This window comes from Bacillus sp. RK1064, from assembly GCF_051488405.1.
Lineage (GTDB): Bacteria > Bacillota > Bacilli > Bacillales > Bacillaceae > Bacillus.
Genome location: NZ_JBPSCZ010000001.1, coordinates 654,820 through 677,028 on the forward strand (window position 1 = coordinate 654,820; position 22,209 = coordinate 677,028).

Here is a 22,209-nt window from a genome sequence, read left to right on the forward strand (position 1 = left end):
CTATATCATGTTTTTGCAAATAAATAAATAGTCTGACTTCCAGTTAACATAATCATACTATCGTTTACTTCTTTTTTAGGAAAACTCTCTTCGATTTATGAAGAGAGCTCGTCATATTGTTCTTTTGAGAGCAGGACTTCTCTCGGTTTACTTCCTTCATAAGGGCCGACAACGCCCCGCTCTTCCATTGCGTCAATCAGGCGGGCCGCTCGGGTATAGCCGATGCGGAATCTTCTTTGAAGCATAGAGACAGAAGCCGTCTGCATGCCGATGATGAGTTCCACTGCTTCATCATATAAATCGTCATCCACAGCTGTAAGCTGATCCTGCGTTTCTTCAGTTGGAATCATTTCTTCTTGATATTGTGCTTTTTGCTGGGTGATCACATGATCAACGACATGCTCCACTTCTTCATCTGATAAAAAGGCGCCTTGCACACGAACCGGTTTGTTTGCACCTACCGGTAGAAACAGCATATCCCCTCTGCCCAGCAGTTTTTCTGCGCCACCCATATCAAGGATCGTCCTTGAATCTGTTTGCGAGGACACGCTAAAGGCGATGCGAGATGGGATGTTGGCTTTAATGACACCTGTAATGACATCGACAGAAGGTCTTTGTGTAGCAATAATTAAATGAATCCCGGCAGCACGAGCCATTTGCGAAAGTCTTGTAATGGAATCTTCTACATCAGAGGAAGCGACCATCATTAAATCTGCAAGCTCGTCTACAATGACGACAATATAAGGAAGTTCTGGCTGTTTGGCCTCTTCTGATTGATTCATTCGTTTAATGTAATCATTGTATCCTTCAATATTTCTTGTCCCCGTATGGGAAAACAATTCATAGCGGCGTTCCATTTCGCTGACTACTTTTTTTAGTGCCTGTGAGGCTTTCTTAGGGTCCGTTACAACCGGTGCGAGCAGATGCGGAATGCCATTATACACATTTAGTTCAACCATTTTCGGATCAATCATCATCATTTTCACCTCATGAGGTTTCGCTCTCATAAGAATACTTGTGATAATACCATTGATGCACACACTTTTTCCGCTTCCAGTCGAGCCTGCTACAAGTAAATGCGGCATTTTGTTCATTTCAGCCAGAACGGCTTCACCAGAAATATTTCGGCCCAGTCCAATCAGCAGCTTCGCATTAGGACGGTCATTTTGCTTCGATTCTAATACCTCTTTTAAAGAAACCATCGCGATTTCTGCATTAGGAACCTCAATACCGATGGCTGATTTACCAGGTATCGGCGCCTCAATCCGAATGTCTTTTGCTGCGAGAGCAAGGGCTAAGTCATCACTAAGATTGACGATCTTACTTACCTTCACGCCGACATCTGGATAGACTTCATATTTTGTGACCGCCGGTCCTAAGTGAACCTGTGTGACTTTTGCTTTTACACCAAAGCTTTGAAACGTTTTTTCAAGCTTTCTTGCATTTTCGTATATATTTTTCTTGTCTGTTTGCTGCCCTGAGTGCTGCGGCTCTGCCAAAATATCAAGTGACGGCAATTCGTAATCTTTGTTTTCAAGTTCAGTAAATGTCATCGGCGGCGCCTCTTTTGGTTCATCAGCTGTATCTGATGGAACTGGTGCACTTTGCACAGACTCTTGAAGAGGCTCTGTCTCTTTTGCCGTCTGCTCTTTTTGAACGAGCGGGGTGAGAATGTCATCTCTATCAGCAAAGCTTGAGATGATTGGCTGGCTATTGTCTGAAACCGGCGTTTCCTCTTCGATCAAGATCTGATCATCATCGTCCTCTTCCTGAATACGAGACCGTTTTTTCTTTTCACCTGTTTTTTGAGGGGGCGCGCTCTTTTTCGCCTGCCTGATTCCTTTCATATCTTCAACAAACGCTTTCCACTGCTTCACCATAAATTGTGAGACAGGCAGTGTCACTTTTTTCACCATTTCTTGAAGAGAACGATTTGTAATCAGCACAATTCCAATCAGCATCAGAACGATTGCCATAATTTGAGAGCCTGCTTGTGCAAATAAGAAATATGAAGCAGCAAATAATACGGCACCGATCATGCCGCCTCCTAAATCAGGTGACCCAGTCTCACCTTTCATATCCATTAAGAAAAGCTCAAATGTATTTCTTATCACACTTTGAGAGCCTATTACGCCCGCAGATGAAAGGTGCTGAAAGAGCTTCACATGAGACAAAAGCAAGATACTCGCAATGATGCAGTATAGCCCTGCTTTTCTCCTTGTCAACATATCTGGGATTTGTTTTTTCCAGAAGATGGTCACGCCAAAAAGAAATAATCCGATAAGGCAGAGAATGAACCATTCACCTGCAAAAAATCGGAATAAATGTACGAAGGTTTGTCCAACGACGCCTAGCTGTAAAATGGCAATGATCGCTATGGCAATACAGACTAACCCATTTAATTCATATTTCAGTTTTAGCTGTTTATTTTGTTTTTTTCTCGTTTTCCGTTTTCTCTTTTTAGCCATACTCATCACCTTACTACGAAAGAAAATATAACCTACCGAAAAGATCAGAAAGAAAGCAGCCTGGTTTTGGCTGCATCTTGTTGTAAGTTTTCCCTTTATTATAGCATAGAATCATTCATATGAGTCGGTTTGATTGGTGCCTAATTGTAACTTCAATCGCTTGCCTGGTGCAAGCTCTTGATTCAGAAAGTCCATTGGATTGGTACTCATGACTTGAACGATTTCTGCTTCATCCTCTTTCATTTCAACCATAACTGGCACGCCTTGGATGTTTACCTGCTGAAGTTTGCGGTCTCCTTGTTCCTCCGCGTAAATGGCTTCATATGGCATAGGTGTATATAAAATCATTGGATCAGCCCCTCGTTTTGAGATGCCCTGTCTCCAATCAGTTCGTTCAACTTTTTAATCGCTTGTCCTACGCCGCCTACTTCATTCATGAGTCCGTATTCTGCTGCCTCATGACCAACAACATTTGTTCCAATGTCTCTTGTCAAATTGCCTTTTGAGAACATGAGCTCTTTAAACTTCTCTTCTGTAATATTGGAGTGGCTTGTCACAAAGTTAATGACTCTTTCCTGCATTTTATCTAAGTATTCAAAGGTTTGCGGGACACCAATCACTAGACCAGTTAAACGCACAGGATGAATGGTCATCGTGGCTGTTTCTGCAATATAGGAATAGTCACACGATACAGCAATCGGGACACCAATAGAGTGGCCGCCGCCAAGTACAATCGATACAGTCGGTTTCGATAAAGATGCAAGCATTTCTGCAATCGCTAGTCCCGCTTCAACATCGCCGCCTACTGTATTTAAGATGATCAAAAGACCTTCAATTTTTGGGTTTTGTTCAACTGCGACGATTTGCGGAATGACATGTTCGTATTTGGTTGTTTTATTTTGTGGCGGAAGCTGCATGTGGCCTTCAATTTGTCCAATAATGGTGAGGCAATGTATGTTTGTATCTTGCGGCAGCTGTGGTATGGCTGTTTCACCAAGCTGCTGTATTTTGCTCATAATGCTGTCTTTTTCTTCTGGCTTTCGCTCAGGCTGCTGTTCATTCTTTTCGTCCATTTGTCTCCATCCTTTCCTCAAACTCTCCTTCTATTATGAACAAGAAGGCCGTATTCAATCCGCATTCCTAGTGCCACATCAAAAAAGCCCAAAGAGCTTATGCTCCTTGGGCTTTCTCATCACACTTCCATAATAATTGGAATGATCATCGGCTTACGTTTTGTTTTTTCATATAGGAATTGATTGAGTACATCGCGCATGGATTGTTTCAATGTTGACCATTCAACAATTGAGTTTTCCGTTTGCTCTTTGACAATTCCTTTGACCATTTCTGTCGCTTTTACAATCAGCTCTTCGGATTCTCTGACATACACAAATCCTCTTGTGATGATTTCAGGTCCAGAAATTAATTGTTTCTTTTGTTTATCAAGCGTAATAACGACAATTAAGATACCATCTTGAGACAATAGGCGTCTATCGCGCAGCACAATGTTCCCGATATCACCAACGCCAAGACCATCGATCAAAATATTGCCTTGGTGAACTTTTTCACCGATTTTTACGTTCTGTCCTCTAAACTCCACAACATCCCCTTTATCAATCAAGAAAATGTCACTTCGTTTCATTCCCACTTCTTCAGCAATACGAGAATGTGCTTTTTGCATACGATATTCGCCATTCACGGGAATCAAATACTTTGGCTTTAGTAAGTTCAGCATCAGCTTTAACTCTTCTTGGCAGCCATGTCCAGAGACATGCACACGTTTTTGCGCAAAAATGACTTGTGCGCCGCTTCTTGTGAGGAAATCCACTGTTTTTGAATATGTGAGTTCTTGTCCTGGAAGAGGTGTAGATGCAATCACCACAGTGTCATCTTTTTCAATATGAAGCTGTTTGTGATTTTGTTTTGCCATTTTTGTTAAAGCAGCAAGAGGCTCTCCGTGGCTTCCAGCTGTCAGGATGACCACATCGTTTTTCGCCATTTTCTTCACTTCTTGAACTGGTACAAATAATTCTTCGTCTGCTGTGACATAACCAAGTTTGATCGCCAGCTGAAGAGTCGTCATCATATTCTTCCCTGCTACGGCAAGCTTACGGCCATTTTGATTCGCTGCATTAATGATCTGCTGCACGCGGTTAATGTTAGATGAAGATACAGCGACAATTACTCGATTTTCAGCATTGTACATCGCATTTGAGATTTCGTCTTGGACGAGCGCCTCAGAAGGTGTATAACCTGGTTTTTCAGCATTCGCACTGTCTGAAAGAAGTGCTAAAACGCCATTGTTTCCAATTTTCGCAATCTCTCCGATGTCACAGGCTTGGTTAAGCGCTGGGGTTTGATCAAATTTAAAATCACCTGTGCATACGATTGAACCAAGAGAGGTTTTGAAGCTGATCCCAACTGAATCAGGGATGCTGTGATTCGTTCTAAAGAATGATACCTTTGTTGTTTCAAACGTAATGACTGATTTTGCATGTACCTCACGCAAGTCAGCTTTTTGATTGAAGCCATACTGCTTTAATTTTTCTCGAAGTAACGCAAGGGTCAGCTTCGTTCCGTAAACTGGTACAGACAATTTGCTTAAGCAATGGAATACGCCTCCGATTGCTTCATCATGTCCGTGGGTAAGAAAAATTGCTTTCACCCGATCAGCACGTTCTGTTAAATAAGAGATATCAGGAATAACGACGTCAATGCCTAGCATTTCGTTTTCTGGATGCATCAAGCCTGCATCTACCACATATATGTCGGAATCAATTTCAATGACATATAAGTTTTTCCCGATTTCTCCAACGCCTCCCAGTGCAATAATTCTTACGTTCTCTGTATTTTTCTTTTTCAAAATTCTTATCCTCCTAGTCTCAAGCCCGTCCATCATCGCTTAATGCTATTATAACTGAATCTAATTTTAGAAAACAAGATGAAGTCACATTTTAAGAAAGTGTTTATGTATAAAAAACGGTCATACTCAGGGACATCTGAGAATGACCGCTTACGAAGTTTTTTGTTTTGATCAGCTGTTTAAGACGCTGCTTAAATCCAGTCTCTCTTCTTCTGACAAAGGTAAAAGCGGAAGACGAACCGATCCGACATCTAGTCCTTTCAGCTGAAGAGCTGTTTTGACAGGCGTTGGATTTGGCGCTGTGAAAAGCTGTTTCATGATTGGGAGCAGCTTTTGATGGATCAATGCGGCATTGGCCGTTTGACCTGAAGCATAGCTTTTCAGCATTTGCTGCATATCAAGTCCTACGATATGAGACGCCACAGAGACAACTCCTTTTGCACCAACAGATACAGCTGGAAGTGTTAAGCTGTCGTCACCTGAATATACATCGAAATCTTCTGGTGTCTCTGCAATGATTTTTGTCATGGCATCAAGATCACCGCTTGCTTCTTTGATCGCGACAATGTTAGGTATTTGCGCAAGTTTAATGGTTGTTTCTGGGGCTAATGACGCAACCGTTCTCCCTGGTACATTGTAAAGCATGACAGGAAGAGATGTAGACTCGGCAATGGCTTTAAAGTGTGCATACATGCCTTCCTGTGATGGCTTGTTGTAGTAAGGTACGACAAGCATCACTGCATCAACGCCCGCTTCTTCTGCTTTTTTCGTTAGTTTGATAGACGCATTTGTATTATTACTGCCTGTTCCTGCAATGATTTTACAACGACCATTTGCTAATTTCACCGATTGCTGAAAAAGAGCGACTTTTTCTTCAGTCGATAAAGTTGGCGATTCGCCTGTTGTCCCTGCAACGACTAAAGAGTCACTGCCGTTTTTTAATAAGTAATCAATGAGAATTGATAGCTTTTGGAAATCAATGTTGCCCTTTTTATCAAAAGGTGTAATCATAGCTGTTGCGATATTTCCGAAATTCATTTTTTTCACCTCATCATGATTCAATCACATTTATCTTGAAAGTTCAAACACTTCGTGCAGGGCATTGACAGCCGCTCTCATGTTTTCTTCGTTCACTAGCACCCAAATGGTCGTATGGCTGTCAGCCGATTGTAAAATCGGAATGTTTTGCTCGGATAGAGCCGATACAATTTTAGATGTGACACCTGGTACACCCATGATGCCTGCGCCAACAGCTGATACTTTTGCACAATTTGTTGTCACAATTGGCGTATAGCCAAGATCTTTTAGAATTAACGTTGCCTTTTCAGTCATTGCACCTGTCACTGTATACACAATCTCACTCGGTGTAATGTTGAAGAAGTCGACACTGATTTGTGCGTTAGCCATAGCCTTGAAGACCTCTGTTTGGACGCTGTACTGCCCTTCTTTTGCCGGGACCTTGATTTGCGTCACATCATTGACATGTGCAATACCCGTAATGAGGCGGTCGTACACATCATGGCTCATTTTATCTGAGTAGTGTGACGTGACGAGTGTGCCCTCATCATCAGAGTATGTTGAACGGACCCTCATTGGTACTTTTGCTTGCATCGCAATTTCGACAGCTCTCGGGTGAATGACTTTCGCCCCTTGATATGCAAGGTTGCAAATTTCCGTATATGTCACGACTCTGAGCGGCTTTGCATTTTCAACAATGCGGGGATCTGCTGTCATGACGCCTTCTACATCTGTAAAAATATCAATGAAGTCTGCCTGTAATGCAGCACCTAAAGCAGCTGCGGACGTATCACTGCCGCCTCGTCCGATTGTGGTCACGTCCCCATTTTTCGCAGCTCCTTGGAACCCAGCAACAACGACAACATCATGTTCAGACAGTGCCGCCTCGAGACGTTCACACTTCATATCAATAATTTTCGCACTCGTATGCTCCTTATCTGTCACAAAGCCCGCCTGTGCGCCTGTCATCGCTACAGCCTTTAGCCCGTTTTCATTCAGCATACTTGAAAACACAACAGCTGAAATATTCTCTCCGCAGGAAACGAGCAAGTCTTTTTCTCGATTTGTCATATGCTGCGCGCTGCCGTAAAGCAGACCAAGCAGCGTATCTGTCGCATAAGGGTCGCCTTTTCGTCCCATTGCGGAAACGACGACAACCGACTTATAGCCTTTCTCTTTTGCCGATAAGATATGTGCAAGTGCCCTTTTTCTACCTTGATCATCTTTGACAGATGTACCGCCAAATTTTTGGACAATTATTTTCACTGTTTTCACTCCAAGTTCATTCTGACGTAACAGAAGAGAGCAGGCGAAAGATGCCTAACTCTCTTCTGTTCGTCCTCATCATCCATTGAATGTTAAACTAATTTTAATGCTTTTAAGCTTTCTGCAATTTGAACTGAGTTCCATGCAGCGCCTTTTAGCAGGTTATCAGATACAATCCACATATGGAACCCGTTTGGACGGTCCAAATCTTTCCGAATGCGGCCGACAAATACGTCGTTTTTTCCAACAGCATCTGCAGGCATTGGATAAATTTGCTGAGACGGATCATCTTGCAGTGTAATGCCTGGTGCATCTTTAAGAATTGACTTAATGTCGTCAACTGTTGCGTCATTTGATTCTAGTTCGACGTAGACAGATTCTGAATGTCCTGTTTCAATTGGAAGTCTCACACATGTTGCCGCTACTTCTAGCTCTGGCATATGCATGATTTTTTTCGTTTCGTTGATCATTTTCATTTCTTCAAATGTATAGCCATTGTCTTGGAATTTATCAATTTGCGGAATCGCATTAAATGCAATTTGATAAGGCATGACTTCCGGCTTTACATCTTCTTTATTTAAAATGGCTTGTGATTGGCTGTATAGTTCGTCAATGGCTTCATGTCCTGCACCTGATACGGCTTGGTAAGTGGACACGATGACTTTTTTCATGCCATACGCCTGACGAAGCGGTTCTAATGCCGCTACCATTTGAATCGTTGAACAGTTAGGGTTTGCAATGATTCCTTGATGGTCATGCAAGTCTTTTTCGTTTACCTCTGGTACGACAAGAGGGATGTTTTCGTCCATACGAAAAGCACTTGTGTTGTCTACAACAACCGCACCTCGTTTGACTGCTTCAGGAGCTAGCGCCTTGGAAACATTTCCTCCAGCACTGAATAATGCAATGTTCACTCCTTCAAAGCTTTCAGGTGTTGCTTCCTGAACGGTATACTCTTGACCTCTGAATGTCACTTTTGTTCCAGCAGAACGTTTTGAGGATAGTAGAGTCAGTGTATCCATTTCAAAATCTCTGTCAGCTAGTGTTTTTAACATTTGTTGACCGACAGCTCCAGTCGCTCCAACTACAGCTACATGCAATCCTCTTCCCATCAGTAAAACTCCTTCCGACCCATCCATGATTCTTTTCTTTCGGATGGCCATCCTATGACTTTTTACATTTTATTTTACCATAGAAAAGCAAGGCTTGAAGCATCTTTTTTGAATCTTTCATGATTTTCTAGTGAATCTATTATTCGTTTGCTCCAATTAAAATCGGCTGAATTTGTCTATGCTGGAGCGCCTCTTCTACTGTTTGAGAAAGCAAATCCATGTTTGCGACCATGGAGGTCGGTTTTTTAAATGGATCATCTTGGCCAAATGGAATAAAGAAAATATTCTTTGTCGACATCAGCCTCATCAGATTTGTACCATTTAAGCCTAGCGCATCATTTGTTGAAATTCCTAAAACGACAGGACGATGATTTCGAATGGTTGCTTTTGCAGCCATTAAAACAGGGCTGTCTGTCAGGGCATTTGCGAATTTCGCCATTGAGTTCCCTGTTAATGGAGCAATGACCATACAATCAAGTGGCAGCTTAGGTCCGAGCGGCTCTGCTTTAACGATTGAGTCAATCGCCTTAAAACCAGTCAGCTTCTCAATCCGCTCAATCCAGTCAGCCCCATCTCCGAATCTTGTATTCGTACTCTGGACCGTATATGACACCACTGGACGCACTTCTGCTCCTTCTTTTACAAGTGCTTCGATTTGCGGATAAACAGCTTCGTACGTACAGTGGGAACCAGTTAAGCCAAAGCCGATTCTTTTCCCTTTTAATGTTGTCATGATTCCATCCCCCTTTTTTCCTCTGCAAGTTCACATAAGAGCCCAGAAAGCACTTTTGCAATGATTTGCCCTGCTGTCTTTGGTGCAACAATACCCGGGAGTCCTGGTGCAAGAAGCGCCTTCACTCCGTGTTTTTGTGCAAAGTCAAAGTCTGTTCCTCCTGGGCGGGAGGCGATATCCAAAATGAGTGTCTTTGGTGTCATGCTGACGATGACAGATGAATCTAATACAAGGCTTGGAATGGTATTGATGATGATATCTACATCCGTTACTTCTTCTTTTAACCGATCCATTGAAAATGGATCAATTCCCATTTCAAAGGCCCGCGCTAAATGAGCTGTATCTGCTGCCCCTACTTTTACGTCCGCACCGAGTGCCCGAAATGTGCGGGCAATGGTGAGTCCTGTTCTTCCGAGCCCGAGAACAGCAACACGTGATCCATGAATCGTATAATCCGTTTGCTGAATGGCCATCATGATAATCCCTTCAACTGTTGGAATAGAGTTATATATGGCAATATCATCTCGCTCAAACAGCTTCACAAGTTTTCGGTTCACCTGCTTTGCCAGATTGTCTAAGTACGTATTAGAAATACCTGAGTACAAGGTACAATGGGCAGGGGTTCTTTCTAAATATGTTGCTTCCAGCAAAACCTGCTCATTTGAGAAAACTGTCGCAACAACACCTTCATCCGTTGCCCCTGATACTGGCAGGATCATACTGTCTACCTGTTCGAATGGAAGTTCTGACATTTTCAGCTTTTCAGCACCGATAAATCCGTGATCCAGCTGATCAAATCCAACCAAAAACACTTTGGCATGCTGCTGTGACAGCTTGCGAATAATTTCAAGCTGCCTTGCATCTCCCCCGATCACCGCAACCGTTAAACCGCTCAACATACTGACCGTTCACCTTCTTTATTTAAAAAAGTCTGTAATATTTTCTGAATCTCCCTTCTAGCATATGAGGAGAGGATTCAGCCTGTGAACAAATCGGAGAGAGAAAAGAAAAAGAGCACCCATTTATGATGGATGCTCTTTTTCTCCGGGTGGCTGAAGTGCTTCAGGCACATCGAGAATGATCATATCTGATCCTATTTTTTGAATGTGATTCCACGGGACGCGGATGTCATTTCCTTGCTTTCGAAAGCCAAACCACTTCACCGAAGGTATGATGAGTGCTGTTATTTGACCGTCCTGTTCATTGATTTCAAGGTCGGTTTGTCCAAGCACGCCAAGCCGCTCCGCTCTTTTGATATCGACGATCTCTTTTCCTGACAGCTCACTTAGCCTCAAAATCGCATCACTTCCCTTCCGTATCATATATGCAGCCACAAGAAGAAATAGACCGTCCCGCTTTTTCAAGTTATGAATGATGCCAATTTGAATACCAAGCTGGTTTCAGTAGATGAAAGCGATCATGGTCTGCCAGCATTCTCTCCACTCGGTTCACCATATCTTTTACATGTTCAGGGTCATAAGAAAGCGTCCATACAATAGAAGAAAAGCAGCTCATTGCTGTATAGATGGAAAAAAGAAGCCAAAAATCGTCTGTAGCCTGCGTACTTACATAGTGATCCAGTTGCCCTGCTGAAAACGGAACACTGCTTTCTCGACTAAATAAGGACAATTTATAAAAGTCATGAACCGGGTCACCCCAGTCAGATTGATCAAAATCAATCACGCCGGCATACTCACCTCCTTGAATGATGATATTCCCTAAATGAAAATCATCATGCTGGAACTGGTTCGGTCTCGCCTTTACCGCATCAACATGTGATTTGATAAAATCTAATACGAATTGATCTTGAGCAAAAGTTACTCCACTTGATTGATAGGTATGTACATACCGTTCATGTTTCGCCATGACTCTCTCATCCCATGGCGCGACATGAGAAGGTGCGTGACATGTATGCATGAAACTCAGCTCTCTGCCTGCCCGCCTTCCGATTTCATACTGCTCTTCATTTGTGAGCAGATGGATGGATGCTCTAGCATTCTCTCCTTCAATCAAGGAGAAAATACGATAGGTACAGTTAAATTCAGCACTCATTCCAATCTCCATCACTTCAGAACATAGAAGCCCTCGATCTTTTAACTTTCGCTGAACTGACGCTTTTCTTTTAAAGCTGGAATACGTTTTGAGGTTTGATAGCTTGAGCACTAGCTTTTCACTAGAGGATGTTGTGACGAGATAAGTACGGTTTCCTGAAAAGCCAGATGTCATCGGCTGAAAGGAGATGGCTTGTGTCAGAAGCGGAGAGAGGCGTTTCAGTTTTTCATGTTCCATGAAAGCAGTGCTCCTTTCTTCTTTATATACAATAAAACGGCAGACCTCTTAGAAGCCTGCCGTGTTGTTTACATTATGATGGCTGATCACCCGTCGGACTAATAAGCGAGAGCGCATAATCTTCTGTAAAGATTCGTTTTGATAAGTTATTCACGCCGTCTAATGTGACGTGGTTGATTTCGTCAATAATTTCATCGAGTGTACGATGTTTGCCAAGGAGCAGTTCATTTTTACCGTTTCGGCTCATCTTGCTGTTTGTGCTTTCAAGGCTGAGCATGAGGTTCCCTTTCATTTGCTCCTTAGAGTTTTCAAGCTCTTTTTGCGTGATTCCCTCACGTTTTAAGACGTCTAATGTTTGTAAGATGGTTTCAGAGAGCAGGTTTAACTGCTTCGCTCCAGTCCCGCCATAAATCGTCAGCATGCCGTTATCTGCAAATGAACTGTGATAGCTGAAAACGGAATAAGCGAGTCCTTTGTCTTCTCTTACATCCTGGAACAAGCGGCTGCTCATGCTTCCGCCAAGAACATTGTTTAAGACGATTAAGTCATAGATGCCTTTATCTCCAGCTGGGAGGCCATTAAAGCCCATGCATAGATGCGCTTGCTCTGTTTCCTTTTTGCGTGTGAGCTTGTCATAGTGAAATTGCGGCGCTTCTAAAGGCTGTTTTTTCCCTTTCGTTTCATACGAACCGAACAACTTTTCAACCTCTCGAATGAAGGTGTCATCCACATTCCCTGCAACAGAGATCACAACGCAGTCCGGCGTGTAGAATTCATCCATATAAGCTCTAAGAGAGTCACCGTTAAAAGTAGAAAGTGTTTCTTCTGTTCCTAAAATCGGGAAGCCTAAAGAATGATCACCATAAATCGCTTTGCTCAACAGATCATGAACGATATCATCAGGTGTATCCTCATACATTTTGATTTCTTCATAGACTACATTTTTTTCTTTTTTCAGCTCTTCTTCATCAAAAGCGGAGTGGAAGAACATGTCGCTTAATACATCGAGGGCGTAGCCAGCATGTGAATCAAGCACCTTTGCATAGTAGCAAGTGTATTCTTTTGACGTAAAGGCATTCACTTGACCACCAATGCGGTCAAAGGATTCTGCGATATCACGTGCAGATCTCGTCTTTGTCCCTTTAAAGAACATATGCTCCAGAAAGTGTGAGATTCCATTAATTTCTGGTGTCTCATGTCTAGAACCAGTTCCAATCCAGACGCCAATTGCGACAGATCTTACAGTGGGATTGTTTTCAAGTACAATTCTTACTCCGTTTTGGCATGTATACGTTTTGACCAAGTTTTGCTCCTCCTATTCAACAAACAGATCGGATCACGGATGTCTTTTTTCACTTAGGAGGTCTGAAACCGTTCCTAATTCATATCCTCTTTCCTTGATTTGAGTGATAAGTACGTCAAGACTTTTCGCCGTCGAATCTGTTGGATGCATTAATATCATCGCCCCATTGTGGATTTTCCCAAGCACCCGCTTTTGTAATATGTCTGGTGACGGTTTTTGCCAGTCAATGGTGTCTACCGTCCACATAATGGTTTCCATTCCTTCTTCAGCAGCGAGTTTCACTGTTTCTTCTTTAAAGCTGCCGCTAGGAGGGGCGAACCACTTCGGTTTTTTTCCAAGGGATTCTTCAATTTGACGATTCGTTTTGGTAATCTGCTCTAATGCTCGTTCTCTTGTCAGTGTGCGCATATCCGGGTGATTGTATGAATGGTTTCCAATTTCATGACCATCTGCCACGATTTTTTTAGCAAGATCCGTGCTTTTTTTCACCCATTTGCCCTCTAAGAAAAAGGTCGCCTTGACCCGATGCTTTTCCAGTGTCTTTAACATCTTGATTAAATGCTCGTCACCCCAAGCCACGTTGATGAGGAAAGCATTCATTTTTTTATCTGGATGTCCCTTGTAAATGGGCTCAGCACCAAGTTCGTGTAAATGAATAGAAGGTTTTGTTTCATTGAAAACAAGCAGCTTTTCATCAAATGACCCTTGTTTTTTCATTTTTTCATAAGAGGCATCGATATTGACTGTCTGTCCATTTAGACCAGGCATCTTTTTCCACACTTTATCAATCTTAGCATTTTGCGCCTTCACTTCATAGTCAGAAGACTTCGATTCAATCTCTTGATATAAAATATCTTTTGAAACAGATGCAACCTCAGCATGCTCTTTCATTGATTCAATATATGTAACAGCAGCCGGCTGCTTCATCGTTTGATATGACACGAGCAGTAAAAATACAAACACAATGAATGGTAACGTTTTTTTCAATGGCTGTCCCTCCCCTTTACCACAAATTATGATGGGGAGAAACAAGCTAGAACTATTGTTAACGCAAGAAAAGAAAGAAGCCTGGTACGGATACCTGGCTTCTAACACATTTCATTAAGACTGTTTTTCTTCTTTTTCCTTTTCTTCACGTAAAACAGCTTTGCGAGAAAGGTTCACACGGCCTTGTTTATCGATTTCAGTGACTTTGACAAGTAATTCATCGCCGATCTTCACGACATCTTCTACTTTGCCTACACGGTCAAGCGCAAGCTCAGAAATATGAACAAGTCCATCTTTGCCGCTGAAGATTTCAAGGAAAGCACCGAATTTTTCAATGCGTTTTACTTTACCTAAGTAAAGTTGCCCCACTTCAACTTCTCTCACAAGATCTTCAATGACTTTCTTCGCTTTTTGGTTCATGTCTTCTTCTGTAGAAGAGATAAAGATTGTACCATCTTGTTCAATATCGATTTTCACACCGGTATCTTCAATGATTTTATTGATTTGTTTACCGCTTGGTCCAATGACATCACGAATTTTATCAGGATTGATCTTCATCGTTAAGATTTTTGGTGCATAACGAGACAATTCTCCTCTAGAAGCAGGAATCGTTGACAGCATGCTTTCTAAGATTTCCATTCTTCCTTTTTTCGCTTGTTGGAGAGCTTCTTCCAAGATGTCTTTTGATAGACCATCGATTTTGATATCCATTTGAAGCGCTGTTACACCTTTTGATGTACCTGCAACTTTAAAGTCCATATCGCCAAGTGCATCTTCCATTCCTTGAATGTCTGTCAGCACTGTGTAGTATTCACCAGATTTCACAAGTCCCATTGCAATCCCTGCAACTGGTGCTTTAATTGGAACACCCGCATCCATCATCGCAAGTGTGCTTGCGCAAATACTTGCTTGTGAAGTAGATCCGTTTGATTCTAGTACCTCAGACACAAGGCGAACCGTATAAGGGAAATCTTTTTCAGATGGGATCACTGGTTCTAATGCACGTTCACCTAGCGCACCATGCCCGATTTCGCGGCGGCCTGGGCCACGCATTGGACCTGTCTCACCAACACTGAATTGAGGGAAGTTGTAATGGTGCATGAAGCGTTTCGATTCTTCAACGCCTAGGCCGTCAAGAATTTGCACATCGCCAAGTGCACCTAATGTACAAATACTGAGCGCCTGTGTTTGTCCTCTTGTAAATAGACCTGAACCGTGCGTTCTTGGCAGAAGTCCTACTTCTGAAGAAAGTGGACGGATTTGATCTACACCGCGTCCATCTGGACGTACTTTCTCTTCAGTGATCAGACGGCGAACTTCGTTTTTGACAAGCTTGTTTAATACATCCTTCGCTTGTTTAATCGTCGCTTCGTCGCGATCTTCTTCTTCAAATTTCTCAACCACAGCTTTTTTCACAGCACTGATTGCATCCTCACGTGCATGCTTCTCATGTACTTGAATCGCTTTCAGCAGATCTGTTTCAGCAAGTGCTTTTACTTCGTCTGCTAACGTTTGATCTACTTCATATAAAGGAATATCGATTTTTGCTTTACCGACTGCCTTGACAATTTCCTCTTGGAATTCGATTAAGCGTTTGATCTCTTGGTGACCATACATGATGGCCTCAAGCATTGTTTCTTCTGGTACTTCATCAGCACCAGCTTCGACCATGTTGATCGCATCTTTTGTTCCAGCGACTACAAGGTTGATGTCACTTTGTTCAAGCTGCTCTACATTTGGATTGATGATCAGCTTTCCATCAACTCGTCCTACTGTAACGCCGGCGATTGGTCCCTCAAATGGAATGTCAGACACACATAATGCTAAAGATGAGCCAAACATTGCAGCCATTTCAGATGAACAATCTTGATCCACACTCATGACGATACTAATGACTTGTACTTCGTTTCTAAATCCATCTGCAAATAATGGACGGATTGGTCTGTCAATTAAGCGGCTCGCAAGGATCGCTTTTTCACTTGGACGGCCTTCTCTTTTAATGAAGCCTCCAGGAATTTTACCTACTGCGTATAATCTTTCTTCGTAGTTCACAGTGAGCGGGAAAAAATCAAGTGGTTTTGGTTCTTTAGAAGCTGTTGCTGAGCTAAGCACAGCTGTATCTCCGTAGCGTACGAGGACCGCTCCGTTTGCTTGCTTTGCAAGCTGGCCAGTTTCAACTGTCAGTTGACGTCCAGCCCAGTCTATGGTGAAGACATGTTTCTCTTGTCCCATTCTGAGAAAAACTCCTCTCTTATCTTGAAATTTTAGTTAATTCTTATTATGAACAAAATGATTTTCACATATCAATGTGAAAGGTGTATGTAGAAGGGTTTTTGCCATTCTTTCAACATTTTAACCATAAAATATTAGTGATTATACGATAAAAAAGCGGGAATCCTCCCGCTTTTTACGATTATCGACGTAAGCCTAGTTTGTTAATTAACTCACGGTAACGAGTTACGTCTTTATTACGTAGATACGTAAGAAGATTACGACGTCTACCTACCATTTTCAAAAGACCGCGACGTGAGTGGTGATCTTTCTTATGAGTACGTAAATGCTCGTTCAAGTTGTTAATTGATTCTGTTAGGACAGCGATCTGAACTTCTGGAGATCCAGTATCAGATTCGTGTGTTTTGAACTCATTAATTAATTGAGTTTTACGCTCTTGAGTAATAGCCATCCTGTTTCACCTCCAAATCATGTTAGCCCCATCTACCTCGCAACCGTCGGTGAAGTCGGCCTGCCAAGTAAGTGGTTTTAAAGCTACAGGAATAATCATACTAAAAATATGCTGAATTTGCAAATGGTAGAGCTGTTTTTCTATGAATTTTTTGTTTGCCTTAGCTGATCTTGAAAAAACTGAATCGCTTCTTCTTTATCTTGACTGATTTGAGCCGTTAACTCCTGGATTCCGTTAAATTTTTGTTCACTGCGAATGCGTTTGAACCACTGTAATTTAATCGGTTCACCATATATTTCTTCGTTAAAATCAAAGAGGTTTACTTCAATGGCAGGCTGATCAGGGCGCTTTTCATAAAAGGTTGGTTTATAGCCAACGTTACAAACACCGTCATACACTTTGCCTTTGACTTCTGCTCTTACTGCATAAACCCCTGTTGGCGGAATAATGTATTCAGCAGATAAACCGACATTTGCAGTCGGAAAGCCGATCGTCCGTCCTCGCTTATCTCCATGAATGACAATACCGCGCAGCTGATAAGGTTTTCCTAAAAGCTCACTCACATATTCAACATCCCCATTTTTCAATGCGGAACGTATGAGTGTAGAGCTGACTTTACGGTCTTGATTGGACAACTTAGGAACGATGGTGGCCGTGATACGCCCTTTTCCGTACTCATCGAATGTTTCCATTGTGCCTGCACCAAAACGGCCAAACGTAAAATCAAAACCGGCTACTGCGTGCTTCACATTCAGCTCATCCAAATATTGATCCACAAACTCTTGAGGAGACAGCGCTGCAAAGCTTTCGCTGAATTGCACAATGTATAAATAGTCAGCGCCCAGCTGTTCGATGAAATCAATTTTATCCTCAAGCGGTGTAATTAAGTCCTTTGGTTCACGTGCTTTTTGCAAAACATGTGATGGATGCGGATGAAAGGTCATGACTGCTAAAGCCAATCCTTCTTTTCTCGCAATGCTTTTCGCTGCGTCAATAACTTTTTGATGTCCGAGGTGAACACCGTCAAAATACCCTAAAGCCATAACAGAAGGGTCTTGATCCTTTTGATTCAATGTATGTGGGTGTGAAATATGTATAGTCTTCACGAGATGGTCACCTTTTCTTTAAGATTGCTTGTCCTGAGATAAGATCTTCGCCGGCTTCATCAGATTCTGTTTGGTCGGGTGCTTCATATATATCGCCATACAGCGACCTGAAGGAGCAAAGACAGCGACACGATCTTCCTCTGCGAAATGAGCGAATTCATCAGGCATTGGCAGGACTGCACCGTTTTCCACTTTACTTGCTAATGTATCATTTATCTCCCATTTCGGCAAATGATTGAGCGCGCGCTCGATCGGGACAAGGTGCTCATCTACTGCTCCTTCCTCGCTTATATTTCGGAGCTCATCAAGGGTGATGCATTCATCTAGTGTAAAATCACCTGACCCTGTGCGAATGAGATGTGACATATGGGCTGGAAACCCTAGTTTCTTTCCAATATCAACCGCTAAGGTTCTGACATACGTTCCTTTTGAGCATAAAACGGTGAATCTAAATGATACCTTCCCATTCTCAAATAAAGCAGGTGTTGTCCGCTCGATACGGTGAATCGTAATTTCACGGCTCGGCCGCTCAATTTCAATGCCTTCTCTTGCATATTCATAGAGTTTTTTTCCGCCAATTTTCACAGCAGAAAACATGGGAGGAATTTGTTCAATGGTTCCTTGAAACTGTTTCAGCACAGCATCAATTTCTTCTTCTGAGATGGGTTTTTGCACCTTTTCTTCTTCTACGATCTCACCTGTTTGGTCTTCTGTTGTTGTAGAAAAGCCAATCGTGATTTCTGCATCATACGTTTTCGATTTATCTGTTAAGTATTCGACAATCTTCGTTGCTCTTCCGATACAAATGGGCAGAACACCTGATACCTCCGGGTCGAGAGTGCCTGTATGTCCGACTTTTTTTGTATGCAAGATCTTTCTCACTTTGAACACACAGTCGTGAGAGGTCATTCCTCTTTCTTTATGTAATAAAAGAACACCATTTATCATCTGCGTTCTCTCCTTTCATAAACGATGAAAAAGGACAGACGATCATCGCCTATCCTTATTTCAACGTCTTATTCATGATCTTTTGTGTTTAGTTCAGCAATCAGGCTTTCAATTCGATTTCCATAATCTACGGATTCATCGAATTCAAAGTGCAGTTCTGGTGTTTTGCGAAGTCTAATTCGATTGCCAATTTCAGAGCGGATATACCCTTTAGCCTTTGCAAGGCCTTTTAAGGTTTCCTCTCTTTTTTTCTCGTCACCGAGAACAGAAATGTAAACTTTCGCAATTTGCAAATCACCGGATACTTCAACATCGGTTACAGTCAAAAAGCCAATTCTTGGATCTTTTAGCTTTCTGCCTAGGATGTCACCTAATTCTTTTTTCATCTGCTCACCCACGCGGGTTGCTCTCATACTCATGATCTTATCACCTCTAATTAAAACCACTCAGTTTTCGTGATCGTTCGTTCAATTTCAGGAAAAGAATCAATAAAGCTTAAAACACGCTGCAATTCCTTTTCCACTTGAACCCGAGAGGAGGAAATCACGGCGATTCCAATTGATGTACGCTGCCATGTGTCCTGGTAATCCATTTCAGCCATGGTTACATTGAATTTATGGCGCGTTCTTGTCAATATACGTTGAAGAACCGCACGTTTTTCCTTCAGTGAGGAGGCATCATAGATGATGCACTCACATTCGGTATAACCGATCATTTTCTTTCGATTTCTTGCATAACGAATGATTCCATGACATCACCTTCACGGATATCATTGTACTTCTTAATGGTAATACCACATTCATAGCCTTGTGAAACTTCTTTCACGTCATCTTTGAATCGTTTTAATACGTCGACTTCGCCTTCAAATATAACGACGCCGTCACGGATTAAGCGGATACCACTATCTCTTGTAATGGTTCCTTCAGTGACATAGCCACCAGCAATTGTACCGATTTTAGAAACTTTGAACGTTTGACGAACTTCAACTTGACCGATGACTTTTTCTTCATATTCAGGGTCAAGCATCCCTTTCATCGCAGCTTCAATTTCATCGATGACTTTATAAATAATGCGGTGTAAGCGGATATCTACGTTTTCTGTTTCAGCTGTGCTCTTCGCATTTCCATCAGGACGTACGTTAAATCCGATCACGATCGCATTAGAAGCACTTGCTAAAATAATATCAGATTCTGTAATCGCTCCAACACCCGTATGGATGATTTTCACTTTTACGCCTTCTACTTCAATTTTTTGAAGAGCGGCCGTCAGTGCTTCAGCAGAACCTTGTACGTCTGCTTTCACGATCAAGTTGATATCTTTCACTTCACCTTGTTTGATTTGCTCAAATAGGTCATCTAGAGATAATTTTGCTTTGTCTGAACGCTGTTCATCAAGCTGTTTCGAAGCACGCGCCTCACCCACTTGACGAGCTGTTTTTTCGTCTTTGAATACGAGGAACTGATCCCCTGCATTCGGTACATCATTTAAACCAGTGATTTCAACAGGTGTAGATGGTCCTGCTGTTTTCACGCGGCGTCCGATGTCATTAACCATTGCACGAACGCGGCCAAATGTATTTCCGACAACGATTGGATCACCTACATGAAGTGTACCAGTTTGAACAAGAAGGGTTGCAACAGATCCTCTTCCTTTATCAAGCTCAGCCTCGATGACAGTCCCTTTTGCCGCACGATTTGGGTTGGCTTTCAGTTCTCCTACTTCGCTGACAAGAAGGATCATTTCGATCAATTCGTCAATGCCTTCACCTGTTTTTGCAGATAGAGGAACGAAGATCGTTTCGCCGCCCCAAGCTTCTGGTACTAAACCATGCTCCGTTAATTCCTGCATCACACGGTCAGGGTTCGCTGTTGGTTTGTCAATTTTGTTGACAGCGACAATGATTGGCACTTCTGCCGCTTTCGCATGGTTAATGGCTTCAATCGTTTGCGGCATCACGCCATCATCTGCTGCAACGACCAGAATTGTCGTATCTGTTACCTCAGCACCACGTGCACGCATCGTTGTAAATGCTGCGTGTCCAGGTGTATCAAGGAACGTGATTTTCTTGCCGTTTTCTTCAATTTGGTAAGCACCGATATGCTGCGTGATTCCACCAGCTTCGCCTTCGACGACTTTCGTCTTACGAATGCTGTCAAGAAGCGTTGTTTTCCCGTGGTCAACGTGTCCCATGATCGTCACAACTGGAGGGCGTACTTGCATATCTTCTTCTTTATCTTCAACTTCATACTTTTCAAGTTCAGTTTCTTCTAAAATAATGACTTCCTCTACTGGAACGCCATATTCAGAAGCGATTAATTCAACTGTATCTTTATCCAGCTCTTGGTTAATGGTTGCCATAACACCAAGCATCATCAGCTTTTTGATAATTTCAGCTGTTTCTTTTCCAAGCTCTTCAGCCAACTGGCCGACTGTCATTGAATTTGTAAATTCAATTTTTTCAGGAAGCTCTTTCTTAGGCTTCACAGGTCTAGCTTGCTGATGCTGCGGTTTGTTATTCCCACCGCGTTTATTTTTGTTTTTGTTTTGGTTGTTGTTTTTTTTGTTTTTATTAAATTGATTATTCTGCACGTCATTCTTCTTTCTATCATTGTTTTTGTTAGATGATTGTTTTTTTTGTTCTGCGGGTTTCTCGTTAGCTGTCTCTTTTGCTTTGGCTTTTTTATAGATAGCGTCTAGCTTTTTCACAGTGTCGTCTTCAAGCGTCGCCATGTGGTTGTTCACTTCCACGTTCATATCCTTAAGCGCTGCTATAATATCTTTACTTGAAACATCTATGGCTTTTGCGTATTCATATACTCTCACTTTAGCCATTCGTTCACCCCCAAATAAATTAATCGAGCAAGCTTATCAGCTTCTTAGCGAAGCCTTGGTCAGTGACAGCGACAACTACGCGAGCTTCTTTCCCAATAGAACGTCCGAGAACGGAACGGTCTTCAACTTTTCTAACCGGAACATTATAAAATTTGCATTTGTCAGATACCTTTTTCTCTGTGTTCGATGAGGCATCTGCTGCAAGAAGAACCAGCTTAGCACGCGCATGTCTAATTTCTTTGATCACAAGATCTTCTCCTGACACGACTTTACGAGCTCGATTTGCTAGACCAAGCAAAGGATACCATTCAGATTGAGTCATTTGGTTTTTTCACCTTTTCAGCTAGTTCTAGTAATTCTTCAAATATGTGTTCGTCAATCTGTGTCTGAAATTGCTGCTGTAAACTGCGTTTGTTCTTTGCCGCAAGAATGGTTTCTTTATCGAGAGAAAGGTAAGCTCCGCGTCCGTTCTTTTTTCCGGTTGCGTCAACAGACACTTCACCTTCTTTAGATCGAACAACACGGATCAGTTCTTTCTTTGGTTTCATTTCTCCCGTCACGACACATTTTCTAAGCGGGATTTTTTTTCGGCTATTCACCTTTTA

22 protein-coding genes are annotated in these 22,209 nt (G+C 42.3%); all 22 read right to left on the reverse strand.

All coding sequences use genetic code 11. The annotated features are described in order from the left end of the window. Nucleotides 1-95: 95 nt before the first annotated feature. The 22 genes from ACSSTM_RS03490 to rnpM all read right to left on the reverse strand — a co-directional run bounded on the left by ACSSTM_RS03490 (nucleotide 96) and on the right by rnpM (nucleotide 22,203). Nucleotides 96-2,468: a DNA translocase FtsK gene (locus ACSSTM_RS03490; protein WP_437403994.1), complete on the reverse strand. Its 2,373-nt coding sequence runs from the start codon at nucleotides 2,466-2,468 to the stop codon at nucleotides 96-98. A gap of 111 nt (nucleotides 2,469-2,579) precedes the next feature. Then, nucleotides 2,580-2,816 carry a YlzJ-like family protein gene (locus tag ACSSTM_RS03495; RefSeq protein WP_060596305.1) on the reverse strand — a complete coding sequence of 79 codons (237 nt, stop codon included), beginning with the start codon at nucleotides 2,814-2,816 and terminating at the stop codon, nucleotides 2,580-2,582. Next, nucleotides 2,813-3,541, reverse strand: a complete 729-nt coding sequence (locus ACSSTM_RS03500) for a ClpP family protease (RefSeq protein WP_034662249.1) — start codon at nucleotides 3,539-3,541, stop codon at nucleotides 2,813-2,815. Before ACSSTM_RS03500 ends, ACSSTM_RS03495 begins: the two co-directional genes overlap by 4 nt. A gap of 119 nt (nucleotides 3,542-3,660) precedes the next feature. Next, nucleotides 3,661-5,328 carry a ribonuclease J2 gene (gene rnjB, locus ACSSTM_RS03505; protein WP_066030894.1) on the reverse strand — a complete coding sequence of 556 codons (1,668 nt, stop codon included), beginning with the start codon at nucleotides 5,326-5,328 and terminating at the stop codon, nucleotides 3,661-3,663. A 171-nt stretch (nucleotides 5,329-5,499) separates the two neighbouring features. Next, a complete protein-coding gene (gene dapA, locus ACSSTM_RS03510) occupies nucleotides 5,500-6,366 on the reverse strand; it encodes a 4-hydroxy-tetrahydrodipicolinate synthase (protein WP_044142095.1) in 867 nt (288 codons plus the stop codon). 30 nt (nucleotides 6,367-6,396) lie between these two features. Next, nucleotides 6,397-7,611 carry an aspartate kinase gene (gene dapG, locus ACSSTM_RS03515; protein WP_106037757.1) on the reverse strand — a complete coding sequence of 405 codons (1,215 nt, stop codon included), beginning with the start codon at nucleotides 7,609-7,611 and terminating at the stop codon, nucleotides 6,397-6,399. Between the two features lie 92 nt (nucleotides 7,612-7,703). Continuing rightward, complete coding sequence (asd, locus tag ACSSTM_RS03520; RefSeq protein WP_106037758.1) at nucleotides 7,704-8,723, reverse strand: aspartate-semialdehyde dehydrogenase; 1,020 nt, start codon at nucleotides 8,721-8,723, stop codon at nucleotides 7,704-7,706. 139 nt (nucleotides 8,724-8,862) lie between these two features. Beyond that, a complete protein-coding gene (gene dpaB, locus ACSSTM_RS03525; RefSeq protein WP_034662258.1) occupies nucleotides 8,863-9,456 on the reverse strand; it encodes a dipicolinate synthase subunit B in 594 nt (197 codons plus the stop codon). Next, entirely contained in the window at nucleotides 9,453-10,355 is a 903-nt protein-coding gene (gene dpaA, locus ACSSTM_RS03530) for a dipicolinic acid synthetase subunit A (protein ID WP_034662261.1), read from the reverse strand. Before dpaA ends, dpaB begins: the two co-directional genes overlap by 4 nt. Before the next feature lie 123 nt (nucleotides 10,356-10,478). Beyond that, nucleotides 10,479-10,751, reverse strand: coding sequence for a YlmC/YmxH family sporulation protein (locus tag ACSSTM_RS03535; protein WP_012010001.1), 273 nt, complete (start codon nucleotides 10,749-10,751; stop codon nucleotides 10,479-10,481). A gap of 70 nt (nucleotides 10,752-10,821) precedes the next feature. Beyond that, the gene (locus tag ACSSTM_RS03540; RefSeq protein WP_106037759.1) at nucleotides 10,822-11,745 is read right to left on the reverse strand and encodes an aminoglycoside phosphotransferase family protein; all 924 of its coding nucleotides are present in this window, start codon (nucleotides 11,743-11,745) and stop codon (nucleotides 10,822-10,824) included. A 73-nt stretch (nucleotides 11,746-11,818) separates the two neighbouring features. After that, a complete protein-coding gene (locus ACSSTM_RS03545) occupies nucleotides 11,819-13,048 on the reverse strand; it encodes a M16 family metallopeptidase (RefSeq protein ID WP_437403995.1) in 1,230 nt (409 codons plus the stop codon). A gap of 33 nt (nucleotides 13,049-13,081) precedes the next feature. Then, a complete protein-coding gene (locus tag ACSSTM_RS03550) occupies nucleotides 13,082-14,035 on the reverse strand; it encodes a polysaccharide deacetylase family protein (RefSeq protein ID WP_034662270.1) in 954 nt (317 codons plus the stop codon). Nucleotides 14,036-14,149: 114 nt separating this feature from the next. Further along, nucleotides 14,150-16,267 carry a polyribonucleotide nucleotidyltransferase gene (gene pnp, locus ACSSTM_RS03555; protein WP_034662272.1) on the reverse strand — a complete coding sequence of 706 codons (2,118 nt, stop codon included), beginning with the start codon at nucleotides 16,265-16,267 and terminating at the stop codon, nucleotides 14,150-14,152. A 181-nt stretch (nucleotides 16,268-16,448) separates the two neighbouring features. Next, nucleotides 16,449-16,718 (reverse strand): 30S ribosomal protein S15, encoded by a 270-nt coding sequence (gene rpsO / locus ACSSTM_RS03560; RefSeq protein ID WP_008354438.1) that lies wholly within the window; start codon nucleotides 16,716-16,718, stop codon nucleotides 16,449-16,451. 140 nt (nucleotides 16,719-16,858) lie between these two features. Continuing rightward, complete coding sequence (gene ribF / locus ACSSTM_RS03565) at nucleotides 16,859-17,824, reverse strand: bifunctional riboflavin kinase/FAD synthetase (protein ID WP_034662277.1); 966 nt, start codon at nucleotides 17,822-17,824, stop codon at nucleotides 16,859-16,861. A gap of 18 nt (nucleotides 17,825-17,842) precedes the next feature. Further along, the gene (gene truB / locus ACSSTM_RS03570; RefSeq protein ID WP_066030895.1) at nucleotides 17,843-18,772 is read right to left on the reverse strand and encodes a tRNA pseudouridine(55) synthase TruB; all 930 of its coding nucleotides are present in this window, start codon (nucleotides 18,770-18,772) and stop codon (nucleotides 17,843-17,845) included. 68 nt (nucleotides 18,773-18,840) lie between these two features. Beyond that, nucleotides 18,841-19,191 (reverse strand): 30S ribosome-binding factor RbfA, encoded by a 351-nt coding sequence (gene rbfA, locus ACSSTM_RS03575; protein ID WP_007499525.1) that lies wholly within the window; start codon nucleotides 19,189-19,191, stop codon nucleotides 18,841-18,843. Nucleotides 19,192-19,208: 17 nt separating this feature from the next. Then, nucleotides 19,209-19,487: a DUF503 domain-containing protein gene (locus tag ACSSTM_RS03580; protein WP_012009994.1), complete on the reverse strand. Its 279-nt coding sequence runs from the start codon at nucleotides 19,485-19,487 to the stop codon at nucleotides 19,209-19,211. Next, nucleotides 19,484-21,604, reverse strand: coding sequence for a translation initiation factor IF-2 (infB, locus tag ACSSTM_RS03585; RefSeq protein WP_066030896.1), 2,121 nt, complete (start codon nucleotides 21,602-21,604; stop codon nucleotides 19,484-19,486). Before infB ends, ACSSTM_RS03580 begins: the two co-directional genes overlap by 4 nt. Before the next feature lie 19 nt (nucleotides 21,605-21,623). Beyond that, entirely contained in the window at nucleotides 21,624-21,926 is a 303-nt protein-coding gene (locus ACSSTM_RS03590) for a YlxQ family RNA-binding protein (protein WP_034662287.1), read from the reverse strand. Continuing rightward, nucleotides 21,913-22,203, reverse strand: coding sequence for an RNase P modulator RnpM (gene rnpM / locus ACSSTM_RS03595; RefSeq protein WP_058013969.1), 291 nt, complete (start codon nucleotides 22,201-22,203; stop codon nucleotides 21,913-21,915). Before rnpM ends, ACSSTM_RS03590 begins: the two co-directional genes overlap by 14 nt. Nucleotides 22,204-22,209: the final 6 nt, after the last annotated feature.